Raw genomic sequence first — 16,006 nt, 5'->3', positions numbered from 1 at the left:
GCATCAATGCCCGGCGAGGGAAAAGCTGGCAGGGGTGTCGCGCAGGCTCTGGGCGGTCAGCAGGCACACCACCAGGGTGCACAGCGCCAGCAATGCGGCCCAGGCGGTGGGGCCGTGGTTGAGTACCACTGCGGCCAGGGGTGCAGCACTGGCAGACACCGACAACTGGATGGCACCCAGCATGGCCGCTGTAGAGCCCAGCGACTTCTGCTGCGAAGCCATCACCAACGACATCAGCGTCGATTCGGCAATACCCAGGCCGAACAGTGCCACCACCATGCCACCGGCCACACCTGGCAGGCCCAGGCCGGTGAGGGCGCCGAGCAGGCTGATGCAGGCACCGCCGGCCATGCACAGCACGCCCAGGCGTGTCAGCGTCTTCAGGCCCAGGCGGTTGATCAGGCGGCTGGCGGCCATGGCGCCGACCAGGACCGATACGCCGGTGGCGCCGAACAGCAGGCCAAAGGCTTGGGCGCTCAAGCCGTAGTGGGCCTGGTACACCAGCGTGGCGCCGCCAATGTAGGCGAACAGGAAGAAGAACACCGCCGCCACTGCCAGGGTCGGCCGTAGGAAGCGGCGGTCGGCCAGAAGGGCAATGTACGTGCGGCAGGCGTGGCCCAGGCGCAGGGGTTCGCGTTTGCCGGGTGGCAGGGTTTCAGGCAGGTTGAACAGGCTGTTGGCCAGCACCGCCAGGCCCATGCCGGCGAGTACCAGCATCACCGCACGCCAGCCGAAATGGGTGTCGATCATACCGCCCAGAGCCGGCGCCAAAATGGGGGCCACACCTTCGATGGTCATCAGCAGGGCAAACAATTTGGTGGCTTCGACGCCCTGGCTTACATCCCGGACCATGCTCATGATCACCACCAGGGTCAGTGCACTGCCCAGGCCCTGGAAGAAGCGCAGCGCGATCAAGGTGTCGAGGCTGGGGGCGGCTGCGGCGCCGAGCGAGCAGATGATGAACAGCATCAGGCCGGCCAACAACGGCTTGCGTCGGCCGCAGGCGTCGACGATGGGACCGAAGACCAGCTGGCCGGCGCCCATGGCCAGCAGGAAGAAGGTGAGTGTCAGCTGTACCTGGGTAAAGCTGGCCTGATAGTGGTTGGCGATTTCCGGCAGGCTCGACAGGTACATGTCGACGGCGGATGGGCCAAGCGCGCCGACCAGGCCAAGGCCCAGGGCGAAGCGGAAAGGTAGCGGAGGAGAGGGATTTGCTTGCATGGTTGTCTCTGACTGGTTCTTATCCTACCGTCCGGTAGGTTGTCGGATATTATGCGCCGAGCCCGGCAAGGTCAAACAGGGGCTTTTCATGGGGCTGTCAAATTTCCTTAGAAGCATTGACCCGAGCAATTTCGATCACCACAATCCCCTGCTCAAGACGCACGCGGCCCGCCGCGCCTCTGACGGAGCGATGCAGTTGAAAGACCTTTCCCCTTCTGCGGTGCGCGTGTGCGATGCCGCCGTCGGCCACTTTGCCGAGTACGGCTACGACGCTTCTTCGCTAAACGAAATCGCCCAGCTGGCCGGCATGCGCAAGGCCTCCCTGTATGCGCACTTCGCCAACAAGGATGCCTTGTTCGTGGAGGTTTACCAGCGAGCACTCCTACAGGAAACGGCCTTTGTCGAGCACGCATTCGCGCAGGAAGCCGACGACGGCCTGGCGCCCGGGCACTGGCTGGCCTTGCACCTGGCCGAACGTTATTGCGGCTCGGCCCAGCTGCGCTTCGTGCTGCGCACCGCATTCCTGCCCCCAGCGAGCATCAAGCCGATTGTTACATCGGGATTTGAACAATATCTGGACGGCATCCGTGAAGGGTTCTGCCAGGCCCTGCAAGCTCGCCACGGCCGGACAGCCGGGTACGATCGCGTGGCGCTGTATGCCGATGCCTATCAGGGCATCATCGACAGCCTGTATGTGGAACTGATGTACGCCGGCCCCGCCGCCTATGAACGGCGAGCTGCCGCGTTGCTGAGGGTGCTTGAAGACTCGCTGTCACTCAACCGCTGACTCCCTCTGCGTCTAGCCGTTGAGCGTACGTTAGCTGTGTACGCCGGTGGCCGTCCGTCGAATCCTCGGCACTTAATGGCAAGCCTCATATCCCACTTCATACACGCAGGCAACCTGCGCCCCTGATGGGATAACTGTTATGGCGATTGATCACAATGGCCCAGACGCTGCGTAACTTGGGCCAGCTGCCGCCAGAATGGCAGATGAATTCCGGTAGAGCCTCGATCTGCCTCGTGAGGTGGCCGACGCCGATGTATGCGCCGGCACACCCTATCAGGGCTCAATATTCCCAAAAGATCCGCTGCAACTCTTTGCTGTCCTGAGTCCTGGTCATCGCCACCATCGCCAGAATCCGCGCCTTTTGCGGGTTCAGGTCATGGGCCACGACCCAGTCGTTCTTGTCATCTGGCTGTTCGGCGTTGCGCAGCACGAACCCGCCCTGGTTTACGTGCGACGAGCGAATGATCTGCACGCCATTCTTGCGCAGCTCCTGCAACGCCGGCACCACCCGCGACGACACCGAACCGTTGCCCGTACCGGCATGGATCAGCGCCTTGGCACCGTTTTGCGCCAGCGCCTTGTAGGCGGTGTCGGTGACGTTACCATAGCCATAGGCAATGTCCACCTGCGGCAGGCTGCTGATCTGCTTGATGTCGAACTCGGAGTTGACCGTGTGGCGCTTGGCCGGCAGGCGGAACCAGTAGGACTTGCCTTCCACCACCATGCCCATCGGGCCCCAGGCGCTCTTGAAGGCTTCGGTCTTGATGTTGACCGACTTGCTCACGTCACGACCGGACTGGATCTCGTCGTTCATGGTCACCAGTACGCCCTTGCCACGCGACTGCTTGTCGCTGGCCACGGCCACGGCGTTGTACAGGTTGAGCATGCCGTCGGCAGACATGGCGGTGCCCGGGCGCATCGAGCCGACCACCACGATCGGCTTGTCGGTCTTTTCCACCAGGTTGAGGAAGTAGGCGGTTTCTTCCAGGGTGTCGGTGCCGTGGGTGACGACGATACCGTCGACGTCCTTGCTCTCGGCCAGTTCGGCGACACGCTTGCCCAGCTTCAGCAGGTCTTCGTTGCTGATGCTTTCCGAGGCGATCTGCATCACCTGCTCGCCACGCACGTTGGCAATGTCGGCCAGTTCCGGTACGCCGGCAATCAGCTTGTCGACGCCCAGCTTGGCAGCCTGGTAGGTGGCGCTGTTGGCGGCACTGGCGCCGGCGCCGGCAATGGTGCCTCCAGTGGCGAGGATGACCACGTTGGCCAGTTTCTGTTGGGTTTCGGCTTCTTTGGCCGAGGCGGTGGCGGGCAGGATCAGCAGCAGGGCGAGGGCGCTGGGGGCGAAGGTTTTAAGTGTAGCATTCATCGTTATTGTTCTCTCTCTTCCTAGTGAGATTTTTTGTATGTCGCACACGACTCAAGGCATGTTTCATACCAGCTTGCGCGTACTGCTTTTTGTAGGAGCGGCCTTGTGTCGCGAAAGGGGTGCGTAGCGCCCCCAGAATTGGTGCCTTAGCACACATTGCCGGGTCTGCTGCGCAGCCCATCGCGACACAAGGCCGCTCCTACAACGGGGATTCCATTCGACATTCCGAACAAGCATAGGAAAAGGTGTTCGGCTTTTCGGAAAAATTCTGGATAATCAGCACCAGTAGTCTTTTGCCTCCGACCGCAAAACGGATTTGACAAACCCCGGTCCTGTTTCCATAGTTAGGTACCGCAAACGTTTGCGATCCGATAAAAAAACAAGATTCGGAGTCATCGTCCATGAAACTGCCGTTCCCCGGCCGTCTGCTGGCCCTCGCTGTCGTTTCCTCCCTTTCGCTCGCCCTGCCATTGTCTGTCGCCCATGCCGAAGACAAGCCCAAGGTCGCCCTGGTCATGAAATCGCTGGCCAACGAGTTCTTCCGCACCATGGAAGACGGCGCCAAGGACTACCAGAAGGCCCATTCCAACGAATTCGACCTGATCGCCAACGGCATCAAGAACGAGACCGACACCGGCGAGCAGATCCGCATCGTCGAGCAAATGGTCAACGCTGGCGCCAAGGCCCTGGTGATCGCCCCGGCCGACTCCAAAGCGCTTGTGTCGGCAGTGAAGAAGGCCATGGACCAAGGCGTGGTGGTGATCAACATCGACAACCGCCTGGACCCTGAACTGCTCAAGAGCAAAGGCATCAGCGTGCCCTTTGTCGGCCCCGACAACCGCAAGGGCGCGCGCCTGGTTGGCGACTACCTGGCCAGCCAGAAACTCAAGGCCGGTGACCAGGTAGGCATCATCGAAGGTGTGCCGACCACCACCAATGCCCAGCAACGCACGGCCGGCTTCAAGGACGCCATGGAAGCGGCACAGATGAAGATCGTCTCGGTGCAAAGCGGCAACTGGGAAATCGACAAAGGCAACGCCGTCGCCGCCTCCATGCTCAACGAATACCCCGACCTGAAAGCCTTGCTGGCGGGCAACGACAGCATGGCCCTGGGCGCGGTGTCGGCCGTGCGCGCCGCTGGCAAGGCCGGCCAGGTGCAAGTGGTGGGCTACGACAACATCAATGCCATCAAACCCATGCTCAAGGATGGCCGTGTGCTCGCCACCCTCGATCAGGCAGCCAGTCAGCAGGCGGTGTTCGGCATCCAGGCCGCGCTGAAGATGGTCAAGGGCGAGAAGCCGGACGTGGATGCCGACAACGTCATCCAGACCCCGGTCGAACTCATTACCAAGCCCTGATTGCTGGCAGGAGAAGCGGCCATGGCTGCATCGGCCAACGAAGTGATACTCGCCGCCAACGGGTTGGGCAAGACTTACGCCCAGCCCGTGCTCGGCGAGGTCAGCCTGAACCTGCGGGCCGGCGAAGTGCTGGCCCTTACCGGTGAAAACGGCGCGGGCAAGAGCACCCTGTCCAAGCTCATCAGTGGCCTGGAAACGCCCACCACCGGGCACATGACCTACCGCGGCCAGGCGTACGCGCCCGGCAGCCGCAGCGAGGCCGAGCGCCTGGGTGTGCGCATGGTCATGCAGGAACTCAACCTGTTGCCCACGCTGACCGTGGCGGAAAACCTGTTTCTCGACAACCTGCCCAGCCGCTTCGGCTGGATCAGCCACAAACGCCTGCGCCAGTTGGCCACGGCTGCCATGGCCCAGGTCGGGCTCGATGCCATCGACCCAGACACCCCGGTTGGCGAGCTGGGCATCGGCCACCAGCAGATGGTCGAGATCGCCCGCAACCTGATCGGCGACTGCCATGTGCTGATCTTCGACGAACCCACCGCCATGCTCACCGCCCGCGAGGTGGAGCTGCTGTTCACCCAGATCGAACGCCTGCGCGAGCGCGGCGTGGCCATCGTCTACATATCGCACCGCCTTGAAGAGTTGCAGCGTGTGGCCCAGCGCATCGTCGTGCTGCGCGACGGCAAGCGGGTGTGCGACGAACCTATCCAGCGCTACAGCAGCGCCGAACTGGTCAACCTGATGGTCGGCCGCGAGCTGGGCGAGCATATCGACCTTGGCCGCCGGCAGATCGGTGCGCCACTGCTCAAGGTCGACAAGCTCAGCCGTGCCGACAAGGTGCGTGAGGTGTCGTTCGAAGTCAGGGCAGGGGAGATCTTTGGCATCTCCGGCCTGATCGGCGCAGGCCGTACCGAGCTGCTGAGGCTGATCTACGGTGCCGACCGCGCCGACAGCGGCAGCATTGCGCTGGGCACTCCCCCACAGGCGGTCACCATCGATTCGCCAAAGGCCGCAGTACGGGCTGGTATTGCACTGATTACCGAAGACCGCAAAGGCGAAGGCCTGCTGCTTACGCAATCGATCAGCGCCAATATTGCCCTGGGCAACCTGGGCGCGGTATCGCGTGCCGGGGTGCTGGACGGGGAGGCAGAAAAGGCCCTGGCCGACCGCCAGATCCAGGCCATGCGCATTCGCAGTGCCGGCGCGCAGCAAGTGGTGGGCGAGCTGTCTGGCGGTAACCAGCAGAAAGTGGTGATCGGCCGCTGGCTGGAGCGCGACTGCCAGGTGCTGCTGTTCGACGAGCCTACCCGTGGCATCGACGTTGGCGCCAAGTTCGACATCTATGGCCTGCTGGCCGAACTGGCCCGCCAGGGCAAGGCCCTGGTGGTGGTGTCCAGCGACCTGCGCGAGCTGATGCTGATTTGCGACCGCATCGCCGTGCTGTCTGCCGGTCGCCTGATCGACACCTTCGACCGCGACCATTGGAGCCAGGACCAGCTGCTGGCCGCCGCCTTTGCCGGTTATCAGAAACGTGACGCACTGCTGCACGATGCAGCCCCCAGGATGGATGCATGAAAACCACCCCGCTCGACAGCCAAGGCGCCGCCCCCGTGCGCCGCAGTGGCACCTACTTTGGCCTGGGCACCTACCTGGGCCTGGCCGGCGCCTTGCTGGCGATGATCGTGCTGTTCTCGTTCCTTAGCAGCCACTTCTGGTCGTACAACACCTTCAGCACCCTGGCCAACCAGATCCCCGACCTGATGGTGCTGGCGGTGGGCATGACCTTTGTGCTGATCATCGGCGGCATCGACCTTTCGGTAGGCTCGGTACTGGCCCTGGCTGCCTCCACGGTGAGCGTGGCGATTCTGGGCTGGGGCTGGGGCGTACTGCCCTCGGCGTTGCTGGGCATGGCCGTGGCTGCGCTGGCCGGTAGCATTACCGGTGGCGTCACAGTGGCCTGGCGCATTCCGTCCTTCATTGTCTCGCTTGGCGTGCTGGAAATGGCCCGGGGCCTGGCCTACCAGTTCACCGACTCGCGCACCGCCTACATCGGCGATGCCTATGCCTGGTTCTCCAACCCGGTCGCCTTTGGCATATCACCCGCGTTCATCATTGCCTTGCTGGTGATCGTGCTGGCCCAGCTGGTGCTGACCCGCACCGTGTTCGGCCGCTACCTGATCGGCATCGGCACCAACGAGGAGGCCGTGCGCCTGGCCGGTATCGACCCGCGCCCTTACAAGGTGCTGGTGTTCGCCCTGATGGGCCTGCTCGCCGGCTTGGCCGCACTGTTCCAGATTTCGCGCCTTGAAGCGGCCGACCCCAATGCCGGCTCCGGCCTGGAGCTGCAGGTGATCGCCGCCGTGGTGATCGGCGGCACCAGCCTGATGGGCGGGCGCGGCTCGGTCATCAGCACGTTCTTTGGCGTACTGATCATTTCGGTGCTGGCCGCCGGGCTGGCGCAGATCGGTGCCAGCGAACCCACCAAGCGCATCATCACCGGGGCGGTAATCGTCATCGCCGTGGTGCTCGACACTTACCGTAGCCGGCGTGCAGGCCGGCGGAACTGAAAACATGGCAACCATCAAAGACGTCGCGGCACTGGCGGGTATTTCCTACACCACCGTGTCCCATGTATTGAACAAGACCCGACCGGTCAGCGAACAGGTGCGGGTGAAGGTTGAAGCCGCCATCCTCGAACTGGACTACGTGCCCAGCGCCGTGGCGCGCTCACTCAAGGCGCGCAGCACGGCCACCATCGGCTTGCTGGTGCCCAACAGCGTCAACCCGTACTTTGCCGAACTGGCGCGGGGCATCGAAGACGCCTGCGAGCGCAACGGCTACTGCGTGATCCTGTGCAACTCCGACGACAACCCGCAGAAGCAGCGCAACTACCTGCGCGTGCTGCTGGAAAAGCGCGTCGACGGCCTGGTGGTGGCCTCGGTAGGCCAGGACAGCGACCTGCTGCAAAGCCTGGCCAGCGTGCGCACACCGATGGTCATCGTCGACCGCGAGCTGGAGGGTGTCGATGCCGACCTGGTGCGCATCGACCACGAACAGGGCGCCTACTTGGCTACCCGGCATCTGCTGGAGCAGGGGCACCGGGACATCGCCTACATCGGCGGCCCCGTCGAAACCGGGGTTACCCAGCTACGCCTGAGCGGTTTCCGCCGGGCCATGGCCGAGGCCGGGGCGCAGGTGCAGGGTAACCGGGTGCTGCATTGCGATTTCACCAGCCCCGGCGGCCATGCAGCGGCGGCGCAGCTGCTGGAGGGCAAGCCGCCCACGGCGATTTTTGCCGGCAACGACATGATCGGTTTTGGCGTGCTGCGCGCTGCGGCCGAGCGCAATATCAACGTCCCCGGCGAGCTTTCGGTCATTGGCTTTGACGACATCGAACTCAGCCGCTACGTGTACCCGCCGCTGACCACCGTGGGCCAGTCCATCCGCGAGCTGGGCGAAAACGCCGCGTCGTTGTTGCTGGCGCGCATCGTCACGCCCCGCCAGGGCGCGGCAGAGCAACGCATCGTTGCCCCGCGCATCGTATTGCGCGAGTCCACCGGGCCGCGCCCGGATCTGTTCAACGATTACCGCTAACGCTAAGGAAATGTCATGAGTGCCAAGGTCGTGGTAGTGGGTAGCCTGAACATGGACCTGGTCGCCCGCGCCCAGCGCCTGCCCCGGGCCGGCGAAACCCTTCCCGGCGAGCATTTTTTCACCGTGCCGGGCGGCAAGGGTGCCAACCAGGCCGTGGCTGTGGCGCGGCTGGGTGGCAGCGTGGCGATGATCGGTAATGTGGGCGACGATGATTATGGTCGGCAACTGCACCGGGCATTGTACGTCGAGGGCATCGATTGCCAGGGCGTCAGCACCTGCCCTGGGGTGTCCAGTGGCGTGGCGCTGATTACCGTGGACGCTGCCAGCCAGAACTGCATCGTCATCATTCCTGGCGGCAACGGCCTGCTGACGCCGCAGTCGGTGCAGCGCTTCGATGCGCTGTTGCAGGCGGCCGAGGTAGTCATCTGCCAGCTGGAAGTGCCGGTCGACACCGTGGCCTGGACCCTGGCCAGGGCACGCGAGCTGGGCAAGCAAGTCATCCTCAACCCGGCACCTGCCACCGGCCCCTTGCCGGCGGGCTGGTTCGCCCGCATCGATTACCTCACGCCCAACGAAAGCGAGGCCGAAACCCTCACCGGTATGCCCGTGACCGACCAGGACAGTGCCCGGCGCGCAGGCGAGCGCTTGCTGCAACTGGGGGCGGGCAAAGTGATCATCACCCTGGGGGCGCAAGGGGCTTTGCTGGTGACAGACCAAGGCCACCAGCACTTCCCGGCGCCGCGGGTACAACCGCTGGATACCACCGCGGCAGGCGACACCTTCATCGGTGGCTTCGCCGCAGGCCTGGTGCGGGGCCTGGGGGAGGGCGACGCCATCGCCTTCGGCCAGCGTGCGGCGGCATTGTCGGTGACCCGTGCTGGCGCCCAGCCATCGATTCCCTACCTGGCGGAGCTTGCACCATGAAGAAAACCCCGCTGCTGAACGTCGCCCTGTCGCGAACCATCGCCGGCATGGGGCACGGCGACATCCTGGTGATCGGCGATGCCGGCCTGCCGGTGCCGCCGGGTGTGGAACTGATCGACCTGGCTGTCACAGCAGGCTTGCCGGATTTCGCCAGTGTGTTGCGCGCAGTGCTGAGCGAATTGCAGGTAGAGCGGCACGTGCTGGCTGAAGAAATGCAGAAAGTGGTACCGCCGGCACTGGTCGAGATCGAACGGTTGAAAGGCAAGCTGGGCAAGCGCGAATGGCTGAGCCATGAAGAATTCAAGGTGCTGTCACGCAGTGCCCGCGCCGTGGTGCGCACGGGTGAGTGCCAGCCCTACAGCAACATTGCCCTGATCTCTGGCGTTACGTTCTAACAGTCGAAACACGGTGCTTTTTGTAGGAGCGGCCTTGTGTCGCGATGGGGCGCGAAGCGGCCCCGGCAATTCATGCGGCGAAGCTGAGATCCTGGGGCCGCTTCGCGCCCCATCGCGACACAAGGCCGCTCCCACAGGGATCGCGGTGTTTGCGAGTTTTGTACCGGCAACAGGAGTGCCACCCCATGCTTAAACCCCTGCTACAAGGACTCGCCCTCATGGCCACAGCCACCGCCCTCCAGGCCGCCCCGATCGACCTGATCATCGACACCGACCCCGGTGCCGACGACGTGGTCGCGCTGTTCCTGGCCATGGCCTCGCCCGAGGAACTCAACATCCGCGCCATCACCACCGTGGCCGGCAACGTGCGCCTGGATAAAACCTCCCGCAACGCCCGGCTGGCCCGCGAATGGGCCCGCCGCGAAGACATTCCCGTGTACGCCGGCGCCGGCCGCCCACTGGTGCGATCGCCCATCTACGCCGCCGATGTCCACGGCGAAGAAGGCCTGACCGGCGTACAAGTACATGAACCGAAAAAGCCCTTGGCCCATGGCAATGCCGTGCAATACCTGGTCGACACCCTGGGCGCCGCGAAACCCCACAGCATCACTGTCGCCATGCTCGGCCCGCAGACCAACCTGGCCCTGGCGCTGGTTCAGCGCCCGGACGTCGCCAAAGGCATCAAGGAAGTGGTGGTCATGGGCGGCGCCCATTTCAACGGCGGCAACATCACCCCGGCCGCGGAATTCAACCTCTACGCCGACCCGCATGCTGCACAGGTGGTGCTGGCCAGTGGCGTGCAACTCACCTACCTGCCACTGGATGTCACGCACAAGCTGCTGACCAGCGATGCCCGCCTGAAACAGCTGGCCGCCGTGAACAACCAGGCCAGCAAACGGGTGGTGGATATCCTCAACGCCTACATCACCCACGACATGGACCTGTACGGCATGCCCGGCGGCCCGGTGCATGACGCCAGCGTCATTGCCTATCTGCTAAAGCCCGAGCTGTTCAGCGGCCGGCGCATCCACATGAGCATCGACAGCCGCGAAGGCCCGACCTTCGGCCAGACCCTCGCTGACTGGTACGGCGTGCTCAAGCAGCCCGCCAACGTGATGTGGGTGGAGCAGGGCGATGCGCAAGGCCTGTTCGACCTGCTCAGCGCCCGTTTGGCGCGATTGGAATAGCCGCGTGCGGCGCGTAGCGCTCGAACACCTGGTCGATGAAGCTGCGTGCCGCTTCGGCACCGTTGTCGCGCACCAGCAGGTCGATGGCGATCAACAGCAACTCCTCCGGCGTGCCAGGGCTGTACGCGCTCTGGCCCTCGGCCCATTTGACCTTGATATCGGCATCGATGCTGTGGTTGCTCATGAAAGGCTCTCGCTTGGGGCCCGGGGCGGAGGGGCGAATACCGGATCCTGGTATTCGGGGGAAGGCACTGTGCCTTCACTTCCTAAAGTAAATCATGACTTTGCAGCGCAAACCAAGCGCCTCGTCGGCCGACCGGTAAAATTCGGTCACGATTGCCTTTCACTCAGGGCGCATGGTTCAGGCAGACTTGCGCGGTTTTGCAACGAATTCTTGGTGGAGCTGTCGGAACAGACAGTTCCCAGATCGATTTAGGAGGCTTCATGTTCCGTACCCGTGCTTACCTGGCAACCCTGGCGGTGGCTGCTGTCCTGGCTGGTTGCAGCACTGGTGGTAGTTCTGATGGCGGTAACGCGCCTGCGGCGTCGGCCGGCAACGATGGCCGCTGCGAAGCCAGTGGTGCCGATTTTGCCATTGGCAAGCAGGGCAGTGCCGAACTGCTGGAGCAAGCGCGCAAGGCCAGCGGCTCGCAGATGGCACGCATTCTCAAGCCAAATGATGTGGTAACACTGGAGTACCGCTCCGAGCGGCTGAACCTGAATGTGAACGAGCAAGGTGTGGTGACCCGCGTCAACTGCGGTTGATGCAGCACTAGGCGTTAATGCGGTCCCTGTAGGAGCGGCCTTGTGTCGCGATGGGCCGCAAAGCGGCCCCGGTTTTTTAGCTTCGCCGCATTAAATGCCGGGGCCGCTTTGCGGCCCATCGCGACACAAGGCCGCTCCTACAAAGAGCAAGCGTATGCTGCCAGGCAAGCGCCCATAAAAAAACCCGCCACAAGGGCGGGTTTTTTCGCAGCTTCCGAATTACTCCGGACGAACCTGAGCAGCCTGCATGCCCTTCTGGCCGCGCTCGGCGACGAAGGAAACAGTCTGACCTTCTTTCAGGCTCTTGAAGCCGTCGGATTCGATGGCTTTGAAGTGAACGAACAGGTCGTCGCCGCCGCCTTGTGGGGTGATGAAGCCGAAGCCTTTCTCATCATTGAACCATTTGACGGTGCCGGTTTGGCGATTGGACATGGGATGAATCTCCAGAAACTTGATATTTTTCGAAGTGCCATAGACGCCTGAGCAGTCTGGCACAGGTGACATCATAGTCTAATTCTGCGGATGTAGCCCCTTTTACCTCCACCGGATGTTGATCCAGCGCAAAAAAAAGCTGATCAGCCCCAGCTTTAAGGGTTCAGCGCTTCGCCGTGCAGGCCTGTTGCACGACCGTTTGGGCCTTCTGCATCAGCTTGGCATCTACGCCATCGTTGCTGTCCAGGTCAGCAATCTCTGCGTCGGTAAAATTCTTTTTGATCGCCTGGGCGCCACAGTCGCAGTGTTTTTTTGCGGTGGCCGCGTCAACGCCTTGGCCGCTGGCCACTTGCGTGCACTGAGCCATATAGCCAGCTTCCTTGCCTGGTGGGAAGTTGCCAGCATTCGCGGCCATCGGCAGCAGCAGGGCCCCAGCGGCCGCCAGGGCCAGAAGAGACGGAACTCGCATAACCAGTTACTCCTTGGGTTAAGGTCTCATCAAGAGTAGGTTGCCTCCCAAGGTCTGATAGGAATTTTTCCGCGTTAGTTCACCCGAAAGCTGCAATTACCAAATATTTCTGCCTGGGGTGCAACCCGCGTGCTAGCATGCCCGGCCTGCAGCTGACAACTTCCAGCCTGCAGCTATCTTTATTTCTTTCCAGTCACTCTGGTTCGTCCCTTGCAAGCCGAAAGGCTTCTGCCACTGTGAGGCAGGCTTCCTTATTCAGGAAGGCAGGTCGGATCTTGTACTGGCTCATCCCAACCCACGTGACCTTTGGTAGGGGTCACCACTAGGAGAGGAGGCGCCATGCCCGTTATTACTCTTCCCGATGGCAGTCAACGTTCGTTTGATCACGCCGTATCCGTAGCCGACGTTGCCGCTTCCATCGGCGCCGGCCTGGCCAAGGCCACCGTTGCCGGCAAGGTCGATGGCAAACTGGTCGATGCTTGCGACCTGATCAGCCACGACGCCACCCTGCAGATCATCACCCCTAAAGATGAAGAGGGACTGGAGATCATCCGTCACTCGTGCGCCCACCTGGTCGGCCACGCGGTGAAGCAGCTGTACCCGACCGCCAGGATGGTCATCGGCCCGGTCATCGACGAAGGCTTCTATTACGACATCGCCTACGAGCGCCCCTTCACCCCTGAAGACATGGCCGCCATCGAAAAGCGCATGATGGAGCTGATCGAAAAAGACTACGACGTGGTCAAGAAAGTGACCCCGCGCGCCGAAGTCATCAACGTGTTCAAGGCCCGTGGCGAAGACTACAAGCTGCGCCTGGTCGAAGACATGCCGGATGAGCAGGCCATGGGCCTGTACTACCACGAAGAATACGTCGACATGTGCCGCGGTCCGCACGTGCCGAACACCCGCTTCCTCAAGGCATTCAAGCTGACCAAGCTGTCCGGTGCCTACTGGCGCGGCGATGCCAAGAACGAGCAGCTGCAACGCGTGTACGGCACCGCCTGGGCCGACAAGAAGCAGCTGGCTGCGTACATCCAGCGCATCGAAGAAGCCGAAAAACGCGACCACCGCAAGATCGGCAAGCAGCTCGACCTGTTCCACCTGCAGGAAGAAGCCCCAGGCATGGTGTTCTGGCATGCCAACGGCTGGACGGTGTACCAGGTGCTCGAGCAGTACATGCGCCAGGTCCAGCGCGCCAACGGCTACCTGGAAATCAAGACCCCGCAGGTTGTCGACCGTATCCTGTGGGAGCGTTCCGGCCACTGGTCCAACTACGCCGAGAACATGTTCACCACCTCGTCGGAAAGCCGTGACTACGCGGTAAAACCGATGAACTGCCCGTGCCACGTGCAGGTGTTCAACCAGGGCCTTAAAAGCTACCGCGACCTGCCGCTGCGCCTGGCCGAGTTCGGTGCCTGCCACCGTAACGAGCCGTCCGGCGCCCTGCACGGCATCATGCGCGTGCGTGGCTTTGTGCAAGACGACGCGCACATCTTCTGCACCGAAGAACAGGTGAAGAAAGAAGCCGCCGACTTCATCAAGCTGACCCTGGATGTGTACAAGAACTTCGGCTTTACCGACATCGCCATGAAGCTGTCGACCCGTCCGGCCAAGCGTGTGGGCTCCGAAGAGCTGTGGGACCGTGCCGAAAGCGCACTGGCCGACGCCCTGAACGAATCCGGCCTGGAGTGGGAATACCAGCCAGGCGAGGGCGCCTTCTACGGCCCGAAAATCGAGTTCACCCTGCGTGACTGCCTCGGCCGTAACTGGCAGTGCGGTACCCTGCAGTACGACCCGAACCTGCCAGAGCGTCTGGACGCCAGCTATATCGCCGAAGATAACAGCCGAATTCGCCCGGTCATGCTGCACCGCGCCATCCTCGGTTCGTTCGAGCGCTTCATCGGCATGCTGATCGAGCACTACGCTGGCGTGTTCCCGGCCTGGCTGGCACCTACCCAGGCCGTGATCATGAACATCACCGACAAACAGGCCGATTTCGCCCTTGAGGTTGAGAAATCTCTGAACGGTAGCGGTTTCCGTGCCAAGTCGGACTTGAGAAATGAGAAGATCGGCTTTAAAATCCGCGAGCATACTTTGCTCAAGGTCCCGTACCTTTTGGTTATAGGGGACCGCGAAGTCGAAACGCAAACCGTCGCAGTGCGTACTCGCGAAGGCGCAGACCTGGGCTCCATGCCCGTCGCCCAATTCGCCGAGCTTCTGACACAAGCGGTTTCCCGGCGTGGTCGCCAAGAATCGGAGTAATGACTATTAAGCGTGAAATGAGAAACGATAAGCGTGCTGTACCGAAGGCCCCGATCAACGAGAATATCTCGGCCCGCGAGGTTCGGTTAATTGGCGCAGACGGCGAGCAGGTTGGCATCGTCTCGATTGATGAAGCGCTGCGTATCGCTGATGAAGCGAAGCTGGACCTGGTAGAAATCTCTGCAGACGCGGTACCACCGGTCTGCAAGGTCATGGACTACGGCAAGCACCTCTTCGAAAAGAAGAAGCAGGCCAACGAAGCCAAGAAAAACCAGAAGCAGATCCAGATCAAAGAAATCAAGTTTCGTCCAGGGACGGAGGATGGGGATTACCAGGTAAAACTACGCAACCTGGTACGTTTCCTTACCGATGGGGACAAGGCCAAGATCTCTCTGAGATTCCGCGGCCGTGAGATGGCCCACCAGGAGCTGGGCATGGAGCTGTTGAAGCGGGTCGAAGCCGACCTCGCCGAATACGGCACCGTTGAGCAGCATCCGAAGATGGAAGGACGCCAGCTTATGATGGTCATCGCCCCCAAAAAGAAGAAGTAATCTCCCGGGCACGGCAGGCCTGATGATTATTGTGTAATTTTTTTCGAATGCGGAGTTCAACATGCCAAAAATGAAAACCAAGAGCGGTGCTGCGAAGCGCTTCCTGAAGACAGCTTCGGGCTTCAAGCACAAGCACGCTTTCAAGAGCCACATCCTGACCAAAATGTCGACCAAGCGTAAGCGTCAACTGCGCGGTGCCAGCTTGCTGCACCCGTCCGACGTGGCAAAAGTCGAGCGCATGCTGCGCGTTCGTTAATTCTGGTTAAGATAGAGGAAGTTACTCATGGCTCGTGTTAAGCGCGGCGTTATCGCTCGTAAGCGTCACAAAAAAATTCTGAAACTGGCTAAAGGTTACTACGGTGCACGCTCGCGCGTATTCCGCGTAGCCAAGCAAGCGGTCATCAAGGCAGGCCAATACGCCTACCGCGACCGTCGCCAGAAGAAGCGTCAGTTCCGCGCACTGTGGATCGCTCGTATCAACGCCGGTGCCCGCACCAACGGTCTGTCCTACAGCCGTCTGATTGCTGGCCTGAAAAAGGCTTCGATCGAAATCGACCGTAAGGTTCTGGCTGATCTGGCAGTGAACGAAAAAGCGGCGTTTGCTGCGATTGTCGAGAAAGCTAAAGCCGTTCTGGCTTAAGTACCCGCGACAATCACCCGGCGGCGCTGGCGCCGTCGGGCATTGAACGTCA

General features: G+C 62.0%; 18 protein-coding genes. 13 read left to right on the top strand and 5 right to left on the bottom strand.

Going from position 1 to position 16,006, the window contains the following annotated elements; genetic code table 11:
- Window positions 1-3: 3 nt before the first annotated feature.
- Window positions 4-1,221 carry a multidrug effflux MFS transporter gene (locus tag ACQKPZ_RS06270; protein WP_427536210.1) on the bottom strand — a complete coding sequence of 406 codons (1,218 nt, stop codon included), beginning with the start codon at window positions 1,219-1,221 and terminating at the stop codon, window positions 4-6.
- 190 nt (window positions 1,222-1,411) lie between these two features.
- Here ACQKPZ_RS06270 and ACQKPZ_RS06265 point away from each other — a divergent pair, with 190 nt between their 5' ends.
- Window positions 1,412-2,008, top strand: a complete 597-nt coding sequence (locus ACQKPZ_RS06265; RefSeq protein ID WP_427536375.1) for a TetR/AcrR family transcriptional regulator — start codon at window positions 1,412-1,414, stop codon at window positions 2,006-2,008.
- Window positions 2,009-2,288: 280 nt separating this feature from the next.
- Here the strand turns inward: ACQKPZ_RS06265 and ACQKPZ_RS06260 are convergent, their stop codons facing one another.
- Window positions 2,289-3,377 (bottom strand): asparaginase, encoded by a 1,089-nt coding sequence (locus ACQKPZ_RS06260; protein WP_427536208.1) that lies wholly within the window; start codon window positions 3,375-3,377, stop codon window positions 2,289-2,291.
- Window positions 3,378-3,778: 401 nt separating this feature from the next.
- Here ACQKPZ_RS06260 and ACQKPZ_RS06255 point away from each other — a divergent pair, with 401 nt between their 5' ends.
- The 7 genes from ACQKPZ_RS06255 to ACQKPZ_RS06225 all read left to right on the top strand — a co-directional run bounded on the left by ACQKPZ_RS06255 (window position 3,779) and on the right by ACQKPZ_RS06225 (window position 10,835).
- Complete coding sequence (locus ACQKPZ_RS06255) at window positions 3,779-4,735, top strand: sugar ABC transporter substrate-binding protein (protein ID WP_427536206.1); 957 nt, start codon at window positions 3,779-3,781, stop codon at window positions 4,733-4,735.
- A 21-nt stretch (window positions 4,736-4,756) separates the two neighbouring features.
- Complete coding sequence (locus tag ACQKPZ_RS06250; RefSeq protein WP_427536204.1) at window positions 4,757-6,310, top strand: sugar ABC transporter ATP-binding protein; 1,554 nt, start codon at window positions 4,757-4,759, stop codon at window positions 6,308-6,310.
- On the top strand, window positions 6,307-7,302 hold the full coding sequence (locus ACQKPZ_RS06245) for an ABC transporter permease (protein ID WP_119370603.1): 996 nt from the start codon (window positions 6,307-6,309) through the stop codon (window positions 7,300-7,302). Before ACQKPZ_RS06250 ends, ACQKPZ_RS06245 begins: the two co-directional genes overlap by 4 nt.
- Window positions 7,303-7,306: 4 nt before the next feature.
- On the top strand, window positions 7,307-8,329 hold the full coding sequence (locus ACQKPZ_RS06240) for a LacI family DNA-binding transcriptional regulator (RefSeq protein WP_427536202.1): 1,023 nt from the start codon (window positions 7,307-7,309) through the stop codon (window positions 8,327-8,329).
- A gap of 15 nt (window positions 8,330-8,344) precedes the next feature.
- Window positions 8,345-9,253 (top strand): ribokinase, encoded by a 909-nt coding sequence (gene rbsK, locus ACQKPZ_RS06235; RefSeq protein WP_427536200.1) that lies wholly within the window; start codon window positions 8,345-8,347, stop codon window positions 9,251-9,253.
- Window positions 9,250-9,648 (top strand): D-ribose pyranase, encoded by a 399-nt coding sequence (gene rbsD, locus ACQKPZ_RS06230; RefSeq protein WP_427536198.1) that lies wholly within the window; start codon window positions 9,250-9,252, stop codon window positions 9,646-9,648. Before rbsK ends, rbsD begins: the two co-directional genes overlap by 4 nt.
- A gap of 185 nt (window positions 9,649-9,833) precedes the next feature.
- Window positions 9,834-10,835 (top strand): nucleoside hydrolase, encoded by a 1,002-nt coding sequence (locus ACQKPZ_RS06225; RefSeq protein WP_427536196.1) that lies wholly within the window; start codon window positions 9,834-9,836, stop codon window positions 10,833-10,835.
- Here ACQKPZ_RS06225 and ACQKPZ_RS06220 read toward each other — a convergent pair.
- A complete protein-coding gene (locus ACQKPZ_RS06220) occupies window positions 10,807-11,019 on the bottom strand; it encodes a hypothetical protein (protein ID WP_391129070.1) in 213 nt (70 codons plus the stop codon). The two genes, ACQKPZ_RS06225 and ACQKPZ_RS06220, sit on opposite strands and share 29 nt — an antisense overlap.
- A gap of 260 nt (window positions 11,020-11,279) precedes the next feature.
- On the opposite strand from ACQKPZ_RS06220, the gene ACQKPZ_RS06215 reads away from it, so the two are divergent.
- Window positions 11,280-11,600 (top strand): I78 family peptidase inhibitor, encoded by a 321-nt coding sequence (locus tag ACQKPZ_RS06215; protein ID WP_391129067.1) that lies wholly within the window; start codon window positions 11,280-11,282, stop codon window positions 11,598-11,600.
- Window positions 11,601-11,819: 219 nt separating this feature from the next.
- Here ACQKPZ_RS06215 and ACQKPZ_RS06210 read toward each other — a convergent pair whose 3' ends face one another.
- On the bottom strand, window positions 11,820-12,032 hold the full coding sequence (locus ACQKPZ_RS06210; protein WP_012273095.1) for a cold-shock protein: 213 nt from the start codon (window positions 12,030-12,032) through the stop codon (window positions 11,820-11,822).
- A 163-nt stretch (window positions 12,033-12,195) separates the two neighbouring features.
- A complete protein-coding gene (locus ACQKPZ_RS06205) occupies window positions 12,196-12,501 on the bottom strand; it encodes a hypothetical protein (RefSeq protein ID WP_427536194.1) in 306 nt (101 codons plus the stop codon).
- A gap of 339 nt (window positions 12,502-12,840) precedes the next feature.
- Here ACQKPZ_RS06205 and thrS point away from each other — a divergent pair, with 339 nt between their 5' ends.
- From thrS to rplT, 4 genes are all read left to right on the top strand, one after another.
- Entirely contained in the window at window positions 12,841-14,763 is a 1,923-nt protein-coding gene (thrS, locus tag ACQKPZ_RS06200) for a threonine--tRNA ligase (RefSeq protein ID WP_427536192.1), read from the top strand.
- Window positions 14,763-15,314: a translation initiation factor IF-3 gene (infC, locus tag ACQKPZ_RS06195; RefSeq protein WP_012052879.1), complete on the top strand. Its 552-nt coding sequence runs from the start codon at window positions 14,763-14,765 to the stop codon at window positions 15,312-15,314. The genes thrS and infC overlap by 1 nt, the downstream gene beginning before the upstream one ends.
- Before the next feature lie 61 nt (window positions 15,315-15,375).
- Entirely contained in the window at window positions 15,376-15,570 is a 195-nt protein-coding gene (gene rpmI, locus ACQKPZ_RS06190) for a 50S ribosomal protein L35 (RefSeq protein WP_003250667.1), read from the top strand.
- A gap of 27 nt (window positions 15,571-15,597) precedes the next feature.
- On the top strand, window positions 15,598-15,954 hold the full coding sequence (gene rplT, locus ACQKPZ_RS06185) for a 50S ribosomal protein L20 (protein WP_003250671.1): 357 nt from the start codon (window positions 15,598-15,600) through the stop codon (window positions 15,952-15,954).
- Window positions 15,955-16,006: the final 52 nt, after the last annotated feature.

Origin of the sequence: Pseudomonas sp. NPDC089547, assembly GCF_050280665.1 — a bacterium.
GTDB lineage: Bacteria > Pseudomonadota > Gammaproteobacteria > Pseudomonadales > Pseudomonadaceae > Aquipseudomonas.
This window is presented reverse-complemented; position numbering and strand designations above follow the sequence as displayed.